Below are 20,895 nucleotides of genomic sequence, written 5' to 3'. Positions count from 1 at the left end.
AAGAACAAGGATTAAGGGTGTCCTTGCTCTTTATTCCTTCCATCCTTGCTCAATCCGAGCACTACCCTCCGGTACCGCATATACAGCAGCAATGAAGAGGTGAACAATCCGAGCGTAAGCCCGTACCATATCCCCTGCACGCCGTAATTAAATGTGATACCCAGTAAATAAGCACAAGGCAATCCCACTACCCAGTAAGCGACAAAGGTAATCAGTGTAGGCATATTGACATCACCCATACCGCGGAGAATGCCCAACCCGACCACCTGTGTGCCATCAAACAGTTGGAACAACCCGGCAATGACCAGCAATTGGGCTGCGACTCCAATGACCGCGATATCCCCGGTAAAAATCCAGGGGAGATACCGATTGAATATCATGAACACCAAGGCGGTAAATCCCATGAATGCCAATACGATGAGATAGCTCGAAGCCGCAAATCTCCGTAATCGCATCATGTTGCGTTTACCGTAGCTATTGCCTGTTTTGATGGTCGCCGCTGCGGCAATGCCACTGGCCATCATGTAAGTGGTAGCCGCCAACGTGATGGCCACCTGATGCGCCGCCTGCTCATTGGCCCCAATTGTCCCAGCGACCACAGCAGCTGCCGCAAAAGCCCCCACCTCAAACACATATTGCATCGCTACTGGCGCTCCTATGCGAAGGATAGCTAAGCATCGTTTGACATCAGCTCGCCAAATGCCAAACCGTTGCAAGTATTGTTTAAAATTAACCGATCGGAACACATAAAACCCCATTACAAGCGCCATCAAGCACCGGTCGGTCAACGTTGCGTAGCCCACGCCCCTTACACCCATGGGAGCCACGCCGAACATTCCCCTTACGAGGATAATGGCCAGCAGTATGTTCAATACATTCCCCCATATGGTAATGTTCATGGCTTGCCTGGTAAACCCCAGCCCTTCCGCGAATTGCTTGAATGCATTAAATACCATCATCGGCACAATGGACAAACCCAGGATAAACAAGTAAGGCTTGGCCTCGCGCACCACTGCCGGATCTTGATCGAGGTGATCGATGACCGCCATGGAACCGAAGTACACCAAACAGAACAACAATATACCCGACAACGTATTAATCCACAAACTGTTGGAGAGCAAAGTCCCGCATTCGGCATGGTTTTTCCGGCCGTTTTCCTGCGCAATCAACGGTGTTAGGCCATAGGCGATACCCAGGCCGATGACCAAGACTATCATAAACACGCTATGCACCAATGATACCGCAGCAAGCGGTATAGTACCCGCAAAATGCCCAACGACGATACTATCCGCGGTTTGCACCAGCATATGCCCCAATTGGGAAATGACTACGGGGCCAGCCAGTGCCAGCGTACTTAAGTAATAGGGCTTGTATGTATGGAATCCTTGTCGCACGTTATCCAGCTGTTTACTATAGGAGCGGCAAAGATAAGTGAATTTTGCGTGCCCCCGCCCATCAAACTGCCAACAATAAGTAAACCGATTCCAATTCTTCAATTAGGATAATCGAGGGGATAGATATAATTTTCCGAAGTATTTTTGTAGGGAGATAGCCGAAATATTTACGGAAAGCTGCCGAAAAATGCGACGCGTATTTGTAGCCTACTTCCTGTGCCACCAAGGCCACTTTTAGGTTTTCATCCGTCAATAATGCCTTTGCGCGTTCCATGCGGCAAGCGGTTAGGTACCCAAAAACCGTAGTGCCATAAATAATCTTGAAGTGCTTTTTCAAGGTTGCCTCATTCGTGCCCACAGCGTGTGCTAATCCGACCAACGAATAGGACTTTTCCGGGTGGTTATGTAACAGGTTTCGCACTTGCCGGACGCGCTCCATTTCGTCAGGACGTAATGCACCCAATGCTGGTTTGCCAACACGGGAGTTAGCACGCTCCAAAAACAGCACATACCATTCAACAAGCTTTAGCTGCATATAAACAGGTTGTAGGTATACAGGCTGCTTCCTATAAAGCACCTGTTGGATCACGGTCAGTTGCTCAATAGTTAAAGGCAGGTTGTACTTTTCAAGTAACCAATTGCATTTCCTGCTTTTCAGAAACGTATGGAAAAAAGATTGATTCCCGGATAATAACAGGAAAATATCCGAAAGCCCTATCGCAACCATGAATAGCTCAATTTGGCCCTCATGATCCGTCGTAATCTCCTGTACGCAGCCTTCCGAGACAAAAACGCAATTGCATTCGCCAGCCGAAAAATCCTTGCTCCCTCCTTCGCACCCAACCCTGACGTTTTGTCCCTGTAACAAGCCGACCAACCGGACCTCGGTTCGTGATTGTGCCAAAACACGGAAATGGCAACCGCATGACCCATCCAGACTAAAATGATAATAGCTAAATATACCCAATCTGCCTATCGCAACTTTACCTTTTCGTATGGCTATTGTACGGACAGCCCCATCAGTCAATTGCCCGTGCGTGACCTCATCACACTGCAATGAAAATTCCGTCATTTATAATTTGTATTCCGTTAATTATAATTTACGGGTAGCATGTAACCCTATATTTGCAGCCAAATTTACATTATTTAGACTATATATAAATAATGAATCAGAAAAATATATGAATCAATTTTTATCCACTGCATTTCTACTTCTGACAACCTTAGCCGCTTTCGGGCAAACCGGCGAGCTACACGGCACAATAACCGTTCCCTCGGGAGAGCCTGCCGTAGGTGCTTCCGTCACGCTACAACCGGGAAACAGCGCCACAATGACCGACGAAGCGGGCCGGTACTCCCTCAAAAATATTCCCTATGGTGACTATACATTGGTCATCACTTCCGTAGAGTTAGTTGCCCAAAAGATCAGCATATCGATAAATCAGACCAGGCAACGTAAAAATATCCTCGCCGAACCCAATGCCGCCAGCCAATTGGAAGAGGTTTCGGTGGTACGGGCTACCGAAAAAAGACAGATGGAAGTCAGTGGATTTGCGGTCGCGGTCGTCGAGACGAAAGAAGCCTCATTAAGAAATTTGACCACCAATGAGCTCTTGGATCGGACAGTGGGCGTCCGTGTCCGCCAAAATGGTGGCATCGGATCCCAGATTGAATATAATTTAAATGGCTTGTCTGGCAGTGCGGTAGGCTTGTTTTTGGATGGTATTGAAATCTCGACGTATGGCTCTTCATTCAACTTAAACAATATCCCCCCTGCAATGATTGAGCGCATTGAAATATACAAAGGGGTATTGCCTTCACACCTGACTGGTGATTACGTAGGCGGAGCAATCAACGTGGTATTGAAAAAAGATGCCTCACAAAACAACATTACGCTGGCCACGTCTTACGGATCGTTCAACACCTTTCAATCGGACATCGGAGCGACGTTCCGCGACAAAAAAAGCGGTTTTTCGGCACGGGCGTCCGGATTTCACATTTACACGGACAACAGCTTTACGACATGGGGCAGGTCAACCACTTATGTCAACCATTTGCAGCAAATCACAAGACCCTATCGGGCAAAACGATTCAATAATACCTACAAATCCATCGGTGGGCGTTTTGAAGCTGGCTTTACGGATGTCAACTGGGCCGACCAATTCTTTTTGGGCTACAACGTCTCGGACACCTACAACGAGATTCCCCACGGCACAACCATGGCTGTACCTTATGTCGGTCGTTTCACCGAATACCAGGCCCATGTATTGAGCTTAAACTACAACAAAAGGGATTTCCTGATTGACGGACTGGCATTGAGTGTCAATGCCGTGCACAGCAACCGCAGCACCTACCTGCAAGATACGGTCGGCTTGGCCTACAATTGGGACGGCACGGTCAGGGAGGTCATTGAATTCGGAGAAAGGGTGCCACTGCGAACAACCGGAGGCGGGCAACAAGGAGAAAAAACCATCACGCAAGTCGATCGGAAAATCACCAATGCACGTTCGAACCTGGGGTATACCGTCGCGCCCGGGCACCGCGTCTCGCTAAACCATAAATTTGAAATGACGGACAGGAACGACAGTGACCTGCTGAATCCGATCAACAGGGATTTGGTCACGGTAAGTGACGTAACTAAAAATATCTTGTCGTTCAATTACGAGGCACAAACCCTTAACGACAAGCTAATAACCAACCTACTCGTTAAATATACCGCTAACCGGACGAATCGGAGTCGGCCTGAGATTGTCACACAAAATGGCCAAAATACCATCATAAGGCGGGATACGACGACATTTGCCGACAACTTCGGGTATGGGGCGACGGTATCCTACAACATCCTTCCCAAGCTATTTATCATCGCCTCGGGGGAAAACGCCTACATCATGCCAAACGAAACGCATCTATACGGCGATCCGGAAATCAACATCTTGCCCAACCTGAATTTAAAACCGGAGAAAAACGTGAATTATAACCTTGGTTTCCGTTGGGGAGCATTTGACTTCGGCAAACACAAGCTTTCGATTTACGGTAGTGCATTCTGGCGCAACGGTTTTGATAAAATCACCCAGCAGGTGGTGGATGCCGATGAAATCGAAAATGAAGAAGACGCCGATATCCAAACCACCCGATATATCAATCTGGGCAAGACACAGGCGCGGGGCGTTGAAGGTGAAGTCGTATACATCTACGACAACCGACTCAATGCGATGCTGAATTTTTCAAAGTTCAACAACCTGTTTAAAGGGGGAGTTGATGGAAGCGGGGAAGCCCATGATTTATACAATGAACAGGTGCCCAATGAACCCTTTTTTACCATCAATGCGAACGTCCAGTATCGGCTGAACAACATTTTTCAGAAGCAATCAATTTTGAACTTGTACTACAACACCGGCTATGTAGGGCAGTATTATATCGTATGGGGAGCCCCGGAATGGTCTGAGACCCCTACCCAATTCACCCATGATATCGGTGCGAGCTATCGTTTCCCGTCGGGCAAATTGGTGGCCAGCCTTGATGTAAAAAACCTATTCAATGCAGAAGTATATGACAATTTCATGGTACAAAAGCCGGGAAGAGGCGTTTACATCAAACTGAATTATACGATTAGTAAATTTTTATAAAAACAAATAGTTATGAGAAATCACTTAACCAAAGCGATGTATGCTGCAGCCATAGTGGCTGTGACGCTAAGCAGTTGTAGCAAAAATAATGACGGGCCGGATGATCCCAACCCCGAACCTCCGGTTGAAGAAGGCACCCGTTGGATTACACTGACGGCAGCATTCCCCGATGTGGCTGGTACACCTGGCAATGGCGGTACGCTTGCTTATGCCTTATCGCATGAACAAGCCATCGATCCGAATCACGTGGTTCGCATATTTGATTCAGGCCAAGGATTTTCGTTAAAATCCCAACGCACAGCACGTGTACAAGGATCTGCAGATGGAAATTTTTTGTATAATATCCAATATACGGGCGCTGATGGCGGTGTGTTCAACAAATACAGCGTACACGGCGGAGGCGAGTTTGAAGAAGTGGGTGACGAGTTGAATACCGCTGTTATCTTAGGTACATCGCCCCGCTGGACGAAGGCTGCAGAAGGGATTGGTGTAGGCGTTTCTTTTGGTGAAGCTGACGACCCTTACACTGGAGAAGCACCTAATTTTGTCTATCGAAATCCAAAGGGATCAGTACGTATGGCCATCATAAACCTCAATACTACCGGCATCACCAATACGGGGAGTGCCGACATCGAGTTAGGTGAAGAACTGGAAGCACAAGGCTATCATGTATGGCGTGCGGATGTTCCGGTATTGAATGAAGCCCAGGATAAAATATTCATCGGATTGGGTATCCGCAGGCATGATGTCAATGGCACAGTGACCTATAATAACAATGGCTTAGTTAATGGTTGGCAAATGACCAACGAGCGGGACTTGGGAACGACAACATTGGTTGTGGATTACCCTACGCTGCGGAATCCCAAATTGATTACGTCTACGGTTGCAAACACGGACAATCTTTCGTACCGCACCATGACGCAGTACGTGGGTACCGACGGGCATATTTACCAAGCTGCGACTAGCATGGGATCCGGTCATCAAATCTTGCGTATCAGCAGTTCAACAGACGATTACGATGATACGTACGACTTTGATTTAAATGCCGCTTTGGGTATTCAAGATGCAGGTATCCGGGCATTCCGTTATATCCAGGATGGTATCGGTGTGGTATTGTACACCAGAAGTACGGTTGCCGGTGGATACGTTGCGCTGGTCGACTTGAATGCCAAAACAGCCACTAAGCTGACCACAGAGCAAGAGACAGACGAAGGATTTTCAGGTTCGCAATTTACATTCCCTCAATACCAGAATATTGGCGCACATGGCGACTATGTCTATGTTCCGCTGACGCCCACTGGCAAAGACGGTAACCTCTACGTCATCAACTGGAAAACCAAGGAAATCACCAAAGGTGCTCAATTGGTCAATGGCACTGGAAGTCATTTCTTGGGAGCTTATTAATACCTAATTGTTGCCACTCAAAAAACGGCAAACAACCAAAAAGGCTGTCTCAAGAGGCAGTCTTTTTGGTTTTGTACGCGGTCTCACCAAACTGTCTTATACCCAATTCCTCCTTCAGCTACCCGCGGAAGGAACGTGCCGCATCATGGTCGGATCAACAGGCGGTCAAGCTGCGGTCAGCTTGCTGTAAGGGTGCGCCAAACACCCGGCAGACACCTCGCTCACCGCAGGCAGACAGCCCTGTCATGCACAGCAGTCTGGGAGCAGTCTGAGAGCAGGTACAGCTGCCATATCCCTCAGCCATTCTTTGCCTACACTTTACTCACTATTTTCATACCGTTTCGTTACCCTGGGGGCAAACAATGGGTCTGGAAAAGGTAAGGAATGTGTAAAGAAATAGTAACTAACATCCGATAATCCAAGCAAAATCTCAACAAATAGCTAATTTTATTAAAAAAATTAAAAATTTATATGGAGGTTTTTATCCCCATCAGACACATATAACTGAATAACGTCAAGAATGGACAATAAAACACTCGAAATATTAATCGACAAGTACCTTATCGGAACATGTACTCCATCGGAAGAACAACAATTGATGGATTGGTACAATATGCACGAAGGATCGAGACCGTATACAACGGATCTGGATGCTGAAAGGCGGCTCGCGCTTGAAAAAAGCATGTTTCAGCAAATAAAACGTCGGATAGCAACAGCAAACTCAAAACCGACGATAGTAAGGCGACTTGCCAAGAAATCGAGTTGGTTATACGCAGCTGCAGCAGTTGTACTATTGGCCATTGCGTTTCCCTTCTTTAATACTTGGCACCAACGGCATGCAACCTTCCAAACAGCCTATGGCGAAATCAAGGCTATAGTTCTTCCTGATGATTCCGAAGTCGTGCTCAACGGCAACTCCACCATCGCCTATACCACGGATGAAAACCGGGAAATATGGCTTGATGGCGAGGCTTCATTTAAGGTAACCAAGAAAAAAGACCGGCAACGGTTTGTCGTTCATCTCGCAGACACGCTATCCATCGAGGTGGTCGGTACGGAGTTCAATGTTCAAAAGCGCACATCGGGAACCCAAATCGCACTGAAAAGCGGCAAAATAAGGTTGCATCATACACGCAAAGGGAAATCAGAGGAAATCATAGCAATGGAACCCAATGACGTGGTTTACCTTGGCCAACAGATACCCCATGGAATAACCAAAAAAATCAACCAGAAGGCCATTGAACATTTCGCTTGGCAAGACCATAAAATCCTATTGGACCAGACGTCGTTTGCGGAAATCCAGGCATTGCTTGCTGAAACGTATGATATACAGACGGTGGTTTTGCAGGATAGCGCATTGACGCGAAAGGCCTCAGGTTCAATACCGGTCGTCAACGATCGGCAACAGCTTTTGAATCACATAATTACACTATACGGATTGGTTATTACAGATACCAACGAAGAAAAGCAATACGTTCTTACAACCCAGTAACGCATACGGCACGACCGGGTTATTCATTCATAAACAAACTAAAATTAACTCACGGATGATAAGTGAGGCTCCATGCTTGTGCACGGGTGCCAAGGGGAGGTTATTGCAGTAGCTAAACAACATTAATTTAACTAATTAACAAACTCAATTAAGTACTATGCGTAGATTTTTTACCCTATCTTGCGGTTTGCTGCTCACCCTCATTTTGGGAAGCAATCCGTTGCGGGCGCAATTGATAGCGCACAACGCAAGATTCGAAGTCCGGAATAATCCACGGCATGCTGACAACGAGGGGGAAGAGATGGAAATGCGTGATGCCTTCCTGTCACTCGAACAAAGCCATGGCATATCCATCGCCTACCGGAGTGGATTGGTAAGTGGACATCGGGTCGCGGCAGACGTGTTGCATAACCATCAGGAAATGGCGGTTCCCGAACTCATGGATCTCCTTTTGCAAAACACCGACCTGCACTATAAACACAACGGTAATAATTTTTACATTGTTTATAAAGACAATGACATTACCGGGCAACAAGAACGCCCCATCACCGGCAAGGTGACGGATGAAGCTGGCGAACCGATTGCGGGGGTATCCGTCACCATAACAGGAACAACCATCAGTACATCTACGGACAATGCCGGGCAATACCGGATTACCGCGCCTCCAACGGCAACATCACTAACCTTCCACTTTGTGGGCTATGTGGACGTCACCGAGCCATTAAGCAACGCCAATACCCTCAATGTAAGTCTGAAACCGGATCAACTCGAACTCAGCGAAGTCGTGGTCACCGCTGCCGGTATCGAACGGAAGTCCAACACGTTGGGTTATTCCGTATCAACGGTAAACGCCGACGCGTTGGCGCAGAAGAACGAGCCAGATCCGGTACGGGCACTCACCGGAAAAGTAGCCGGGGTGAATATCCAAGGTGGTGGTGGCGTGGCTGGCGGATCGACCAACATCAGCATCCGCGGCAACTCTTCCTTAGGAAACAACAACCAGCCACTTTATGTAGTGGATGGAATTCCTTTTGATAATTCCACCTTCGATCGGGTTGGCCAGCGCAATACGCAAGGCAATCAAACGACCGCCAGCCGGGCGTTTGACATCGATCCCAACAACATCCAAAGCATTACGGTATTGAAGGGCGCTGCGGCTGCCGCACTTTACGGCTCGCGGGCTGCTAATGGGGCGATTATCATCACGACCAAGGCTTCGGCCAAAAGGAGCCGGAAAGGAACGGAAATCACTGTCAACACCTCCTATTCCATGGAAGAGATAGCAGGCCTACCGGATTATCAGCAGATCTATGGCCAAGGCACCAACTTTGATTACCGCGATGGCGTGTACGGCTCCTCCGGCTCGGCTTATAGCTCCAGGGCTACCATCCCCCACCCGTTGGCCACCTTGGTATCGGCGGCAGATTTCCCGGAGTTCTTTGAAGCCGATGGTGTCACCCCGGTGCAAGTACCTTACCGCTCTTATGCTGGGCAAGCGCAGGATGCCTTTTTTAGGACAGGCGGTGTGCTGGAAACGGCACTAAGTATCAACAGCGGCAGTGAAAAGGGGAATTTTACGGCGGGCCTCAGCCGTACCAAAAATGAAGGTATCGTCCCCGGCAATAGCATTGCTCGTACGTCCATTAACATAGGGGGCAATGTCCGCATGGAAAATAATTTCTATGCCAGCGGAACCATTAACTACGTCATGACCGACCAAACAGCCCCGCCTATCGGGGGCAGCGGAAATGTCATGAGCAACTTATATTTCCTGCCAACCAGCTACGATTTGGCCGGATTACCCTATGAAACACCGGCCGGGGATAACGTATACGCACGGGCAGGCTTGGATAATCCCTATTGGTCGGTCGCTCACAGCCCTTCTACCAGCAACGTCGATCGGTATTATGGCAATTTTGTATTGGGCTATGATCCGCTGGAATGGCTGAATATCCAAAACTCCGTAGGTTTCAATGCCTATACGGATAGGCGGTTAAGTGTCTTGGGGCGGGGCTCTTCCGTATATGCCAATGGTTCAATGAGCGCAGATAATATTTATCGGCAAGAAATGGACAACACGTTGTTGCTGACTGTAACGAAGTCGTTTGCGACCGACTACTCCATCAGGGCCATCTTCGGCAACAACATTAACCAGCGGATGACCAACCGTTCGGTATTTGATGGCAACGACATCATTACGCGCGGGATCAATGACATCAGTAACACATCAACCATCACGCTCGGCAACTTACCAAACAACCGTGCCCGGATCAAACAGCGGTATTATGCCTTTTTCGGCGATATCACCATCGATTACAAGGATTTCCTATCGCTCAACCTCGTCGGGCGAAACGACGTCTCTTCCACCCTGCCTAAAGAAAACAGAAGTTATTTTTATGGCGGTGCAAACGCCTCGTTCAACTACACGAATGCGTTTAAAATACAAAGTGACGTCCTCTCCTTCGGAACATTCCGCATTGGCTATACGCGCGTGGGAAACGAAGCCTCGCCCTACCTCACCACGAATGTCTATAACGCCAACCAATCCTTTGGCGGGCTGGACTCGCCATTCTCAAATGGTACAGCATCCAACGTGAGTACCCTCACTCTATCCAATGCGCTTACCAACGCCAACTTGAAGCCGGAATTCATCACTGAATTTGAGATCGGCACGGAAATGCAGTTCTTCAACCGCAGGGCCACCTTGGATGTGACGTACTACCACAAGCGGAGTACACAGCAGATCTTCACCGTGGATGCACCGCCGTCCACAGGCTACACGAGCCGGATCATCAATTTGGGCCAAACGTCCAACCGTGGCGTGGAAGTGATGCTATCCGGCACGCCCTTCCGCAATGGCAATGGCTTCAACTGGGATATCAATGCCAACTTCACCCGCAACAACAACATGGTAGACGACTTAGGGGAATATGCTCAATTGGTATACGGAAATAACGTACACATCCCGGGGCAGCCCTATGGCCAGATTTACCGCGGCCGGTATGCGCGTGACGATGAAGGGAATATCTTAGTCAACCCACAAACCGGCAAACCCATCTCTTCTGGGGTGAGCGGTCCAATAGGCAATCCTGCACCCAAGTTTATGGTAGGCATCAGCAATACCCTTTCGTATAAGGGGGTTACCTTGGATGTGCTGTTTGACTGGAAAGAAGGGGGTGCCATCTATACCGATGGAATCGGAGAAGCCATGGCCCGTGGGGTATCCCGGGATACTGAAGACCGCGAGTTGCTGTATATCGGTCCCGGTGTGTTGGGCGACGTGAACACATTACAACCGCTACTCGATGAGAACGGCGACAAAATCCCCAATAACACGGCCATCCCGGTTATCGACTACTACTTTACCAGTGGTTTCGGGCCGGGAGGCATTGCAGAAGGCACTGTGTTTGATGCAACGGTCTTCAGGCTTCGCGAAGTTTCATTGGGATACCGTATTCCTTCCAAATGGCTGGAAAAATCACCGTTTGGTTCGGCTTTCATCTCCATCAGCGGGCGCAACCTGTGGTACAAAGCACCAAACTTCCCAAAATATATGAATTACGATCCTGAAGTGAGTACCACCTCCGGCAACAACGCGGGCACAGATGGCGGCGGCGTACCGACCAGCCGCCGATATGGAGTAAACCTCCGATTCAGTTTCTAATATGCACTACTCCCTTAAACGATAAGGACATGAAAAGAAAACATAGCTATCTTCATATAAAAAATCTTAGCACCTACCTCGGTATCCTACTGGTAGGTATTTTCACCGCATCGTGTGAAAAGTTCGTCGACATTAATGACGACCCGAACAATCCAACCACGCCAACGTTGAGCCTCTTGCTTCCGGCCACGCAGCTTTCACTAGCTGGCAACTTTGGTGGTTCGAGTGCGTCAAACGGTTTAAATGGCGGATCAACCAGTGTCTCCCAGCAATTTGCCTCTGGGCCGCTCAATCGCTGGAACCAGACCGGCGGCTCGTTTTCAAGCTCTTGGTCCGGATTTTACACAGGTACGATTCCCGATTTGGAGACCATCATCCGGGTGGGAACCGAGCAGGGAGAATGGGGATACGTGGCCATTGCTAAGCTGCAAAAAGCATACTTATACAGTATTATGGTAGATGTGTGGGGCGATATCCCCTATTCACAGGCAGGCGGAGAATTTCCAAATCCTGTTTTTGATAACGGCGCGGACATCTACGAAAGCTTGTTCTCTGTAATTGACGAGGCCCTGGCCGATATCGACAAAGGGTTTTCAGTCAGTTCGTCTGCCGATCTTTTTTTCCAAGGATCCGCGGAAAAATGGAGCCGGATGGGCAAGTCCCTCAAGCTAAAGATGCTGAATCAAATCCGCCTCGTGGATCCGGCCCGAGCAGCGGCCGGCATCAAGGCGTTGATCGCTGAAGCGGACGAACTGATAGCCGATAATAGCCAAGATTTCACATTCCAATACGGTACGACCATAGCACCTAATACACGCCATCCGTGGTTTGTTAGCTGGTACAATACCGGCCGCGGCGGTTACGTAAGCATGCCGCTCATCGATCGCTTAAAAGCGCAGGACGACCCACGGTTGCGTTATTATATCTTCCGGATGGACGAAACTCGCGGATTAGCCAATTCCACCAACGGCGAAGGTTATTATGGCCGCTACCCAGGGGACGGCACGGCATCACCCGCCGATTTGAATACCCGCGCCATTGTAGGTATCTACCCGGCGGCCGGCTTATACGACAACGGCATGATCCCCTCACTCACCACCGAAAATATATACCTTAACAACGATGGTGCCGTAACAGGCACCACCAGCAATTCCTTCAAGGTAGCACTCTTCACGAATGGTGATGGTACCGGAGGTGGCATATTGCCCCTCTTGACCAACTTCATGGTCAAGTTCATCCGCGCAGAAGCGGCATTGACTTTAAATACCGGCGAAGACGTCAAACAGCTCCTGATGGATGGCGTGGAAGCGCATCTGATGCTGGTGAATACGGTATCAACCAGCAACGGCGGGCAGGCCATACCGGCTGCCAACATCACGGGCTTTGCCAACCGCATTGGCGAACAATTTGATGCAGCCGATGCGGTCGGAAAAATGGAACTGCTGATGATGCAGAAGTGGATCGCGCTCTATGGCAACGGCGTGGAAGCCTACAATGACTACCGGCGCACCGGATTGCCCGAATTGGAAGAACTATTGGCTCCGCTGGATGAATTTCCCATGCGCTTTTACTATTCGGAAACCGAATTGACATCCAACGAAACCGTCATCGCCATCCGTGATGAGTTTCAACGCAAACAGCAATTTACACCGGTGTTTTGGGATGTAAACGACTAAATCAGGTAAGGATATTATAACTAAAGAAGAACCTCAATATGAATAGGAAGATGAAAAAGGCATTAATATACAGTTTGTTCGCAGCAACGGCATTGCTGGCCAACTCCTGCAAGGATGTGGACTATGACTGGGAACAGTTTAAGATAGCGGCCACTCCGAAAGTGACCATCAATATCGAAAAATCAGCACTACCTACCTATCAAACCGCCAACGTTTCGTTTTTCAACATGGCCGATGCCGATTACGCCACTACACAGGAATTCGAGTGGACGCTCGACTATTATGATGCGGGAGGCCGTGTGCATGCGCAATCCATTGATGTGTATGTCAGTTTCAACAAACGGGAATCAAGCCCGCCTGCTTACCCGATTACCTTATCGTTGGCCGGTGTATGGCCCAATATCCGGCAATTTCCGCTGCCAAGTACCATCCGAAGCTCGGACATGCTGTACGAGACCGTGACGGAGTTTCCAAAAACATTCAACCATACCCCAGCGGAACTTGCAGAAATTGTCGGTATCGATTTAGATACAGTTGAGCCAAATGATTACTTTTTATTTAAGTTTGCAATCACCATGACCGATGGTACCCGTTTGGTTCAATTTCAAGACAATGCATGCGACGAATCGAGAGGTGAGCCCTGTGATTGCCGTACGGGCGTCCGTTTTAAGAATTTATAATGCATGTTTCTAACTGATTTCATTATAACCCCAAAATCTATGCTCAGACGTACAACGTTATCATTGTTGGCTTTCATCCTGGTGGGGATGCAAGTCTTTGCACAGCACATCCCATCGCCAAAGGAACACTTTGGGTTTACCATCGGGGATGACTACAAGCTGGCCAATTACACCCAAACGGAAGCCTATTTCAAAAAAGTTGCGGCTTTATCCGATCGGGTAAAAATGGAACTTGCCGGAAAAACTTCCGAGGGACGGGACATGCACCTGATTATCGTTTCTTCGCCAGAAAACCTGGCCAAGATAGACACGTACAAGGAAATCTCCCAAAAATTTGCCCGCGCGGAAATTTCGGAAGCGGAAGCCAAAGAACTGTCTCTTGCAGGAAAACCCGTCGTATGGATTGATGGGGGACTGCATGCCACCGAAGTGGTCGCCACACACCAACTGTTTGAAACCTTCTACCAACTGGTGAGCCGCAATGATCCGGAAAATCTCCGAATCCTCGATGAGGTGGTGATTCTGCTGTTCCACTGTAATCCTGACGGGCAGGAACTGGTATCCAATTGGTACATGCAGCAGCAGGATCCGTTGAAACGGAACAAAAATACACCGGTACTTTACCACAAGTACGTCGGCCATGACAACAACCGGGATTTCTACATGAATAATCTGATGGAAAGCACGGTCATCTCACGCTTGCAATACATCGATTGGAATCCACAGATCATTTATAACCATCACCAATCGGCACCTGCCGGCGCAGTGGTAGCTGGCCCGCCCTACCGCGATCCGTTCAATTACGTATTGGATCCCGTATTGATGACCGGTATCGATGGCGTAGCCGCGGCCATGATCAACCGGCTCAACGTCGAAAAGAAGCCAGGTTATACCCGGTTAAGTGGCTCGGTATTCTCTACTTGGTGGAACGGGGGATTGCGCACAGCCCCTTATTACCACAATAGCATCGGTATCCTGACCGAAATCATCGGCGATCCGACGCCATCAAGTGTGCCGTTGATACCCGAGCGGTTAATCCCGAACAATGGCACGCCTAATCCCGTGACCCCACAGGAATGGCATTTTAAAACATCGATTGATTATTCGGTATCGCTGAATTATGCTATCCTGGATTATGCCAGCCGTTTCGGCGATGAGCTGCTTTTCAACATGTATACCATGGGGCGTAATTCCATTGAGCGCGGCAGTACCGACTACTGGCCGCTCAAACCGAGCTATGTCGCCAAGATTGAAAGCACCTTTGAGGCCGATAAAGCAGCGAACAAGGTAGCTACGGAGCAGTTGGAGCAATCTGCCCGCTACTCCGCAAGGGACAACATTCCGGCATCATACTTTGAAAAGGTATTCAGCGATCCGGTTTTGCGCGACCCACGGGGATACATCATCCCTGCTGACCAAACCGATTTCCCCAGGGCGGTACAGTTTGTCAACGCATTGATCAAATCAGGGATCCTTATCCATAAAGCTACCTCCGATTTTACGGTAGCGGGAAAATCGTATCCTGCGGGGTCGTATGTCGTGAAGGCCGCACAGGCTTTCCGTCCGCATGTCCTCGACATGTTCGAGCCTCAGGATCACCCCAATGACTTTGAATATCCGGGTGGCCCCCCTGTGCGTCCCTACGATGCGGCAGGATGGACGCTTGCCTATCAATTCGGCATTGACTATGACCGCATCCAGGACGCTTTTGATGGCCCATTCGAAGCCGTACCTTACGGGCAAATCCAGGCACCCCCAGCGCAAACCGTCGGCAAGTCATCTGCTGGCTTTTTGTTGAGCTCGGAAGTCAACAACTCGTTTGTTGCGGCAAACAAGCTGCTGGCAGCGGGCATTAATGTATCACGCATCCAGGAAGCGTACAACGGTGCTCCCGCGGGCTCATTTTATGTGCCCGCAAATGGATTGGCCATCCTTCAAAAAATGGCGGACACCTTGGGTATCAAACCCATTCCGGCGAGTAAGAAACCGGGCAACGTGACTGCAATCAAACCCAGCCGTATCGCGCTGTTCGACAGCTATGGCGGCTCCATGCCATCGGGTTGGGTCAGATGGCTATTAGAACAGTACCACTTTGACACTTTTTCACTAATTTTCCCCCAGGAAATAGATAAGGGCAACTTAATCGACAAGTATGACATCATCTTATTCATTGGTGGCGGCATTCCACCTGTTTCGACAGGCGACGCCGCTGGCATGCGGGGCGGACGAGGGCCGAATTTGGCGGACATTCCTGAAAAGTATCATCATATGATAGGCAATATTACCGCTGAAAAATCCATTCCTCAGCTCAAAGCCTTTGTAGAGGCTGGAGGTACATTATTTACCGTAGGTAGCAGCACGGCACTAGCCTACCATTTGGGCCTGCCGGTCAAGAATGCCCTCGTTGAAGTGGATAAAGATGGCCGCGAAAGGCCGCTCCGTGGCGAACAATATTATGCCCCGGGCAGCATCCATCAAGTAATTGCAGATACTACGGATCCAGCGGGCTGGGGTATGCCCGAAACGGTAAGTGTCATGTCAAGCAACAGTCCGGTATTCAAGCTGGAAGAAGGTGCAAAAAGCCAAGGAGTCAAACCTTTGGCTTGGTATGGCGACAGCAATCCATTGCTCAGTGGCTGGGTATGGGGCGCTGATTACCTGAAAAACGGTATCACGGCATTCTCCGCTCCGGTGGGCAAAGGCAAGCTTTATGCGTTTGGGCCGGAAATCACGTTCCGTGCACAGCCGCATGGCACCTTTAAATGGCTGTTCAACCAATTATACGTTGCTAAATAAGCCATGTTCGATCAGTTAGAAAATTATCCGTCAAAGCGTCATACAATCGGGGCATGCTTAGTTGCCCTGATTGCATTGAGTTGCCAATCGCCCTCGGAAAGCGGTTCGGCTGCAACGGCGGAAACCACGCCGCCAGTGGCTGACACTTATGTGGATGAAATAAAAAAGCTGGCAGCAAATACCTCCGTAAAGGAAACGTTTGACAAGATTACGGCCCTCCATGAGGAAACCTCCAAAAACCATATCCTCCTCACGGAAATACCGGCGCCTCCTTTTAAAGAAGCCGCCCGGGCGAGCCAGTTTGAGGCGATGCTAAAGGCAGTTGGGGCCGATTCCATATGGACGGATAGCATTGGCAATGTCTTGGCGCTTCGCAAAGGTACCGTCCGCGAAAAAACCACCGTTATCGAGGCCCATATGGACACCGTATTCCCCGAGGGTACCGACGTGACGGTAAAACATAAGGGCGATACGCTCTATGCTCCCGGCATCGGGGACGATACCCGGGGATTGGCCATCTTGCTCACGCTGTTGAAAAGCATGAACAGCACGGGCATCAGCACACAAGGTGATGTCCTGTTTGTGGGTACGGTTGGAGAAGAAGGCGAGGGTGATCTGCGCGGTGTGAAATACCTATTCGAAAAAGGACCGAAGATAGACAGCTACTTAGCGGTAGATGGCGGCGACATCGGCGATATCACCAACCAAGGAATCGGATCGCATCGATACCGCATCACCTTCAAAGGCCCGGGAGGGCACTCCTATGGTGCTTATGGCATTGTCAATCCCCATGTTGCCATGGCCCGTGCAATGGCCAGATGGGATGAAACAGCGCGTGCACTTATTGACGAAGGCGGGGCTAAAACCACCTTCAGTGTGAGCATCACCGGAGGCGGCACCTCGGTCAACAGCATTCCTTATGAATCGTGGGTGGTGGTAGACATGCGCTCCGAAAGCCCGGAGAAGCTGACGGAAATCGATAAACTGTTGCAGGATGCCGTAGCGGAAAGCCTTGCTGAAGTGAACAAGGCCAAAAAAACTGGGGAAGATCTCTCGGTAAACATCGAATTGATAGGCGATAGGCCATCAGGCATCGCCGCCCCCGAATCGCCGTTGGTACAACGGGCGATGGCCACCGCCAAGTATTTCGGACAGGAGCCTTCCTTATCTGCCTCATCGACAAATTCCAACACCCCGCTTGCTTTGGGTGTACCCGCGGTCACCATTGGACGTGGGGGCAAAGGTGGCGGGGGGCACTCCCTGAATGAATGGTGGATCGATGACAATGGAGACCAAGCTATCCAATATGCCTTGCTCGTCTTGCTGGCGGAAGTAGGTATAAACTGATGAAGAACTTAATATTAAGCAAAACATGAAAAGAATCAAAAACTACACATTCCTTTGGTTGCTGTGCCTATGGCAGGCTGTTACATTCGCCCAGTCCGTACCGACACCGCAATCGCATTTTGGCTTCTCCATCGGGGATGACTATCGCCTGGCAAACTATTCCCAGACAGAGGCGTATTTCAAAAAATTAGCGGAATCCGATCGCGTGAAATTGGTTGACATTGGCAAAACCGAAGAAGGCCGTACGCAGTATATGCTGATCATTACTTCTCCAGAGAATATAAAAAAGTTGGATGAATATAAGTCTATCTCCACAAAATTGGCGTATGCCGAAGGATTGACCGACGAGGACGCCAAAAGATTGGCTTCTACAGGGAAAGCTGTCGTCTGGATTGATGGTGGCCTGCACTCCACCGAAATGGTCGGCACGCACCAATTGATCGAAATGGCTTACCAGCTTACCAGCAAGACCGATGAAGAAACGCTACGCATACTGGATGACGTCATTGTGCTGCTGACACATGCCAACCCGGATGGGCAGGAGTTGGTATCCAACTGGTATATGCGAAATAGCGACGAGACCAAACGGGCCATGAATACACCTGTGCTGTACCACAAATACATTGGCCACGACAACAACCGGGATTTCTACATGGTCAACATGAAGGAGTCAGAAAATATGAACAGGCAGTTATTCCTGGAGTGGATGCCACAGGTGATGTACAACCATCACCAGTCCGCCCCTGCCGGCGCCGTGGTTGCCGGCCCTCCGTATACGGATCCATTCAACTATAACATTGATCCCTTGCTGATGACCGGTATCGACGCCGTCGGTGCCAGTATGATCAACCGCCTCAATGTGGAAGACAAACCTGGCTTCACCCGTATGAAGGGTTCTCCGTTCAGCACCTGGTATAATGGCGGGCTACGTACCACTACGTATTTCCACAACGTCATCGGCCTCCTGACCGAGATCATTGGAAACCCTACGCCAATGGAAGTGCCCTTGGTACCCGAACGGCTCGTACCGAATAACAATACGCCCAATCCCGTTACCCCACAAAAATGGCATTTTAAGCAATCCATCGATTATTCCATTTCGTTGAACTATGCGATCCTGGATTATGCTGCCCGCCACCGTGAGCAGGTGCTGTATAACATCTACAAAATGGGCAAAAACTCCATTGCAAAGGGAAGTAAAGATTACTGGCAGCTTACACCCAGGAACATCGATCAAATCCAAGCCAACTACGAGGCCGACATGGCCAGTGGAAAGGCCGCTGAATCCGCCGAATCCCTTGGCGGACGGATGCCAAGTAGCCGGCTGCCCGACTCGTATTATGAAAGCGTTTTTGCCAATCCGGAAAAAAGGGATGCCCGCGCTTATATCCTGTCTGCGGATCAAGCAGATTTCCCTACTGCGGTGAAATTCATCAACACCTTAGTTAAAAACGGGATCTTCATCGATAAGGCAACCGCTGATTTCACGGTAAACGGCAAACAATATCCCAAGGGATCCTACATCGTCAAAACGGATCAGGCCTTCCGCCCGCATATCATCGATATGTTCGAACCCCAGGATTACCCCAATGATTTTGCCTATCCTGGAGGCCCTCCAACGCGGCCATATGACGTTGCTGGCTGGACGTTAGCTTATCAGATGGGCATCGATTTCGACCGGATTCTCGACGGGATAGACGGCCCGTTTGAACGGCTTCCCCACGGCGTATTGGAAGTCCCCCCGGCTCAATCCGTATCTACTTCCAGCAAAGGATTCCTCATCAGCTCCAACGTAAATAATGCGTTCATCGTGGTGAATGACTTGTTGAAAGCAAATGTCGAAGTGCACCGTGTTCAGCAAGCTACCGATGGTTTGCCCGCAGGCTCGTTCTATGTGCCGGCCAAAGGTTTGGATCTGCTCAAGCAAGCAGCTGCCGAATTAGGGGTACAAGCGATTCTGGCATCCCGTGTACCGGCCAACATGGTCAAAATCGCGCCTGCCCGTATCGCCCTTTTTGACAATTACGGTGGTTCCATGCCCTCCGGCTGGGTTCGGTGGATGCTGGAACAATACCATTTTGGATTTAACCTTATTTTCCCGCAGGAAATTGATGGTGGCAACTTAAAGGAGAAATACGATATCATCCTGTTTATTGAAAGTGGCATCCCTCCTTTTGGCCGGGGCGGCATGGCAGGTCGTGGCGGCTTCGGCGGACGGGGCCCGGATCCGGCTGATCTGCCTGAGGAATACAGGCATATGGTGGGCAGCTTGACGGCAGAAAAGTCTATTCCCCAATTGAAAGCATTCCTGGACGCGGGTGGCGATATCCTGACTACCGGCAGCAGCACAGCCCTTGCTTACCACCTTGGCCTTCCGGTTAAAAACGCGTTGGTCGAAACCATCGATGGCGTTGAACAGCCTATCCCCGGTGAACGGTTCTATATACCGGGCAGCGTCATGCGCGTAAAAGTCAACCCGGCGATTGACGCCGCTTGGGGAATGTCAGAAGATGCCGACGTAATTTTCAACAGCAGCCCTGTCTTCGATTTGAAGCCTGAAGCCAGCCTGCAAGGCATTGAAGCACTGGCTTGGTTTGCCACTGACAAACCCTTGCGGAGCGGATGGGCTTGGGGGCAAAATTACCTGGAAGACGGTGTTGCGGCGTTTAAAGCACCAGTCGGCAAAGGCAACTTTTATGCTTACGGTCCCCAAATTACCTACCGGGCACAACCGCATGGTACATTTAAATTCTTATTCAATACGTTATATCAGTAACATATTGACGATTTTGAGGTAACTTGTTCCCCTGCTAGCA

General features: G+C 49.6%; 11 protein-coding genes. 9 read left to right on the top strand and 2 right to left on the bottom strand.

Annotation, left to right across the window (positions count from 1 at the left end):
• Positions 1-11: 11 nt before the first annotated feature.
• Both BMW65_RS08580 and BMW65_RS08575 read right to left on the bottom strand, forming a co-directional pair.
• Complete coding sequence (locus BMW65_RS08580; protein ID WP_090604604.1) at positions 12-1,394, bottom strand: MATE family efflux transporter; 1,383 nt, start codon at positions 1,392-1,394, stop codon at positions 12-14.
• 61 nt (positions 1,395-1,455) lie between these two features.
• Positions 1,456-2,298 (bottom strand): helix-turn-helix transcriptional regulator, encoded by an 843-nt coding sequence (locus BMW65_RS08575; RefSeq protein WP_177181060.1) that lies wholly within the window; start codon positions 2,296-2,298, stop codon positions 1,456-1,458.
• A 277-nt stretch (positions 2,299-2,575) separates the two neighbouring features.
• Between BMW65_RS08575 and BMW65_RS08570 the strand changes: the two genes are divergently transcribed.
• The 9 genes from BMW65_RS08570 to BMW65_RS08530 all read left to right on the top strand — a co-directional run bounded on the left by BMW65_RS08570 (position 2,576) and on the right by BMW65_RS08530 (position 20,855).
• Positions 2,576-5,020, top strand: coding sequence for a TonB-dependent receptor (locus BMW65_RS08570; RefSeq protein ID WP_090604601.1), 2,445 nt, complete (start codon positions 2,576-2,578; stop codon positions 5,018-5,020).
• Positions 5,021-5,032: 12 nt separating this feature from the next.
• The gene (locus BMW65_RS08565; protein ID WP_090604600.1) at positions 5,033-6,424 is read left to right on the top strand and encodes a hypothetical protein; all 1,392 of its coding nucleotides are present in this window, start codon (positions 5,033-5,035) and stop codon (positions 6,422-6,424) included.
• Positions 6,425-6,944: 520 nt separating this feature from the next.
• Positions 6,945-7,916 carry a FecR family protein gene (locus BMW65_RS08560; protein WP_090604598.1) on the top strand — a complete coding sequence of 324 codons (972 nt, stop codon included), beginning with the start codon at positions 6,945-6,947 and terminating at the stop codon, positions 7,914-7,916.
• Positions 7,917-8,073: 157 nt separating this feature from the next.
• On the top strand, positions 8,074-11,580 hold the full coding sequence (locus BMW65_RS08555) for a SusC/RagA family TonB-linked outer membrane protein (protein WP_245747563.1): 3,507 nt from the start codon (positions 8,074-8,076) through the stop codon (positions 11,578-11,580).
• Positions 11,581-11,609: 29 nt separating this feature from the next.
• Positions 11,610-13,256, top strand: a complete 1,647-nt coding sequence (locus BMW65_RS08550; RefSeq protein WP_090604597.1) for a SusD/RagB family nutrient-binding outer membrane lipoprotein — start codon at positions 11,610-11,612, stop codon at positions 13,254-13,256.
• 50 nt (positions 13,257-13,306) lie between these two features.
• Positions 13,307-13,936, top strand: a complete 630-nt coding sequence (locus BMW65_RS08545) for a hypothetical protein (protein ID WP_090604595.1) — start codon at positions 13,307-13,309, stop codon at positions 13,934-13,936.
• A 39-nt stretch (positions 13,937-13,975) separates the two neighbouring features.
• Positions 13,976-16,732 carry a M14 family metallopeptidase gene (locus BMW65_RS08540; RefSeq protein WP_090604593.1) on the top strand — a complete coding sequence of 919 codons (2,757 nt, stop codon included), beginning with the start codon at positions 13,976-13,978 and terminating at the stop codon, positions 16,730-16,732.
• Positions 16,733-16,735: 3 nt separating this feature from the next.
• A complete protein-coding gene (locus BMW65_RS08535) occupies positions 16,736-18,079 on the top strand; it encodes a M20/M25/M40 family metallo-hydrolase (RefSeq protein WP_090604591.1) in 1,344 nt (447 codons plus the stop codon).
• A 25-nt stretch (positions 18,080-18,104) separates the two neighbouring features.
• A complete protein-coding gene (locus tag BMW65_RS08530; RefSeq protein ID WP_090604589.1) occupies positions 18,105-20,855 on the top strand; it encodes a M14 family metallopeptidase in 2,751 nt (916 codons plus the stop codon).
• Positions 20,856-20,895 lie beyond the last annotated feature (40 nt).

It is taken from the genome of Parapedobacter koreensis, assembly GCF_900109365.1.
Classification (GTDB): Bacteria; Bacteroidota; Bacteroidia; order Sphingobacteriales; family Sphingobacteriaceae; genus Parapedobacter; species Parapedobacter koreensis.
Note: the sequence above shows the minus strand (reverse complement) of the source record. Positions and strands in the feature narration are given on the sequence as shown.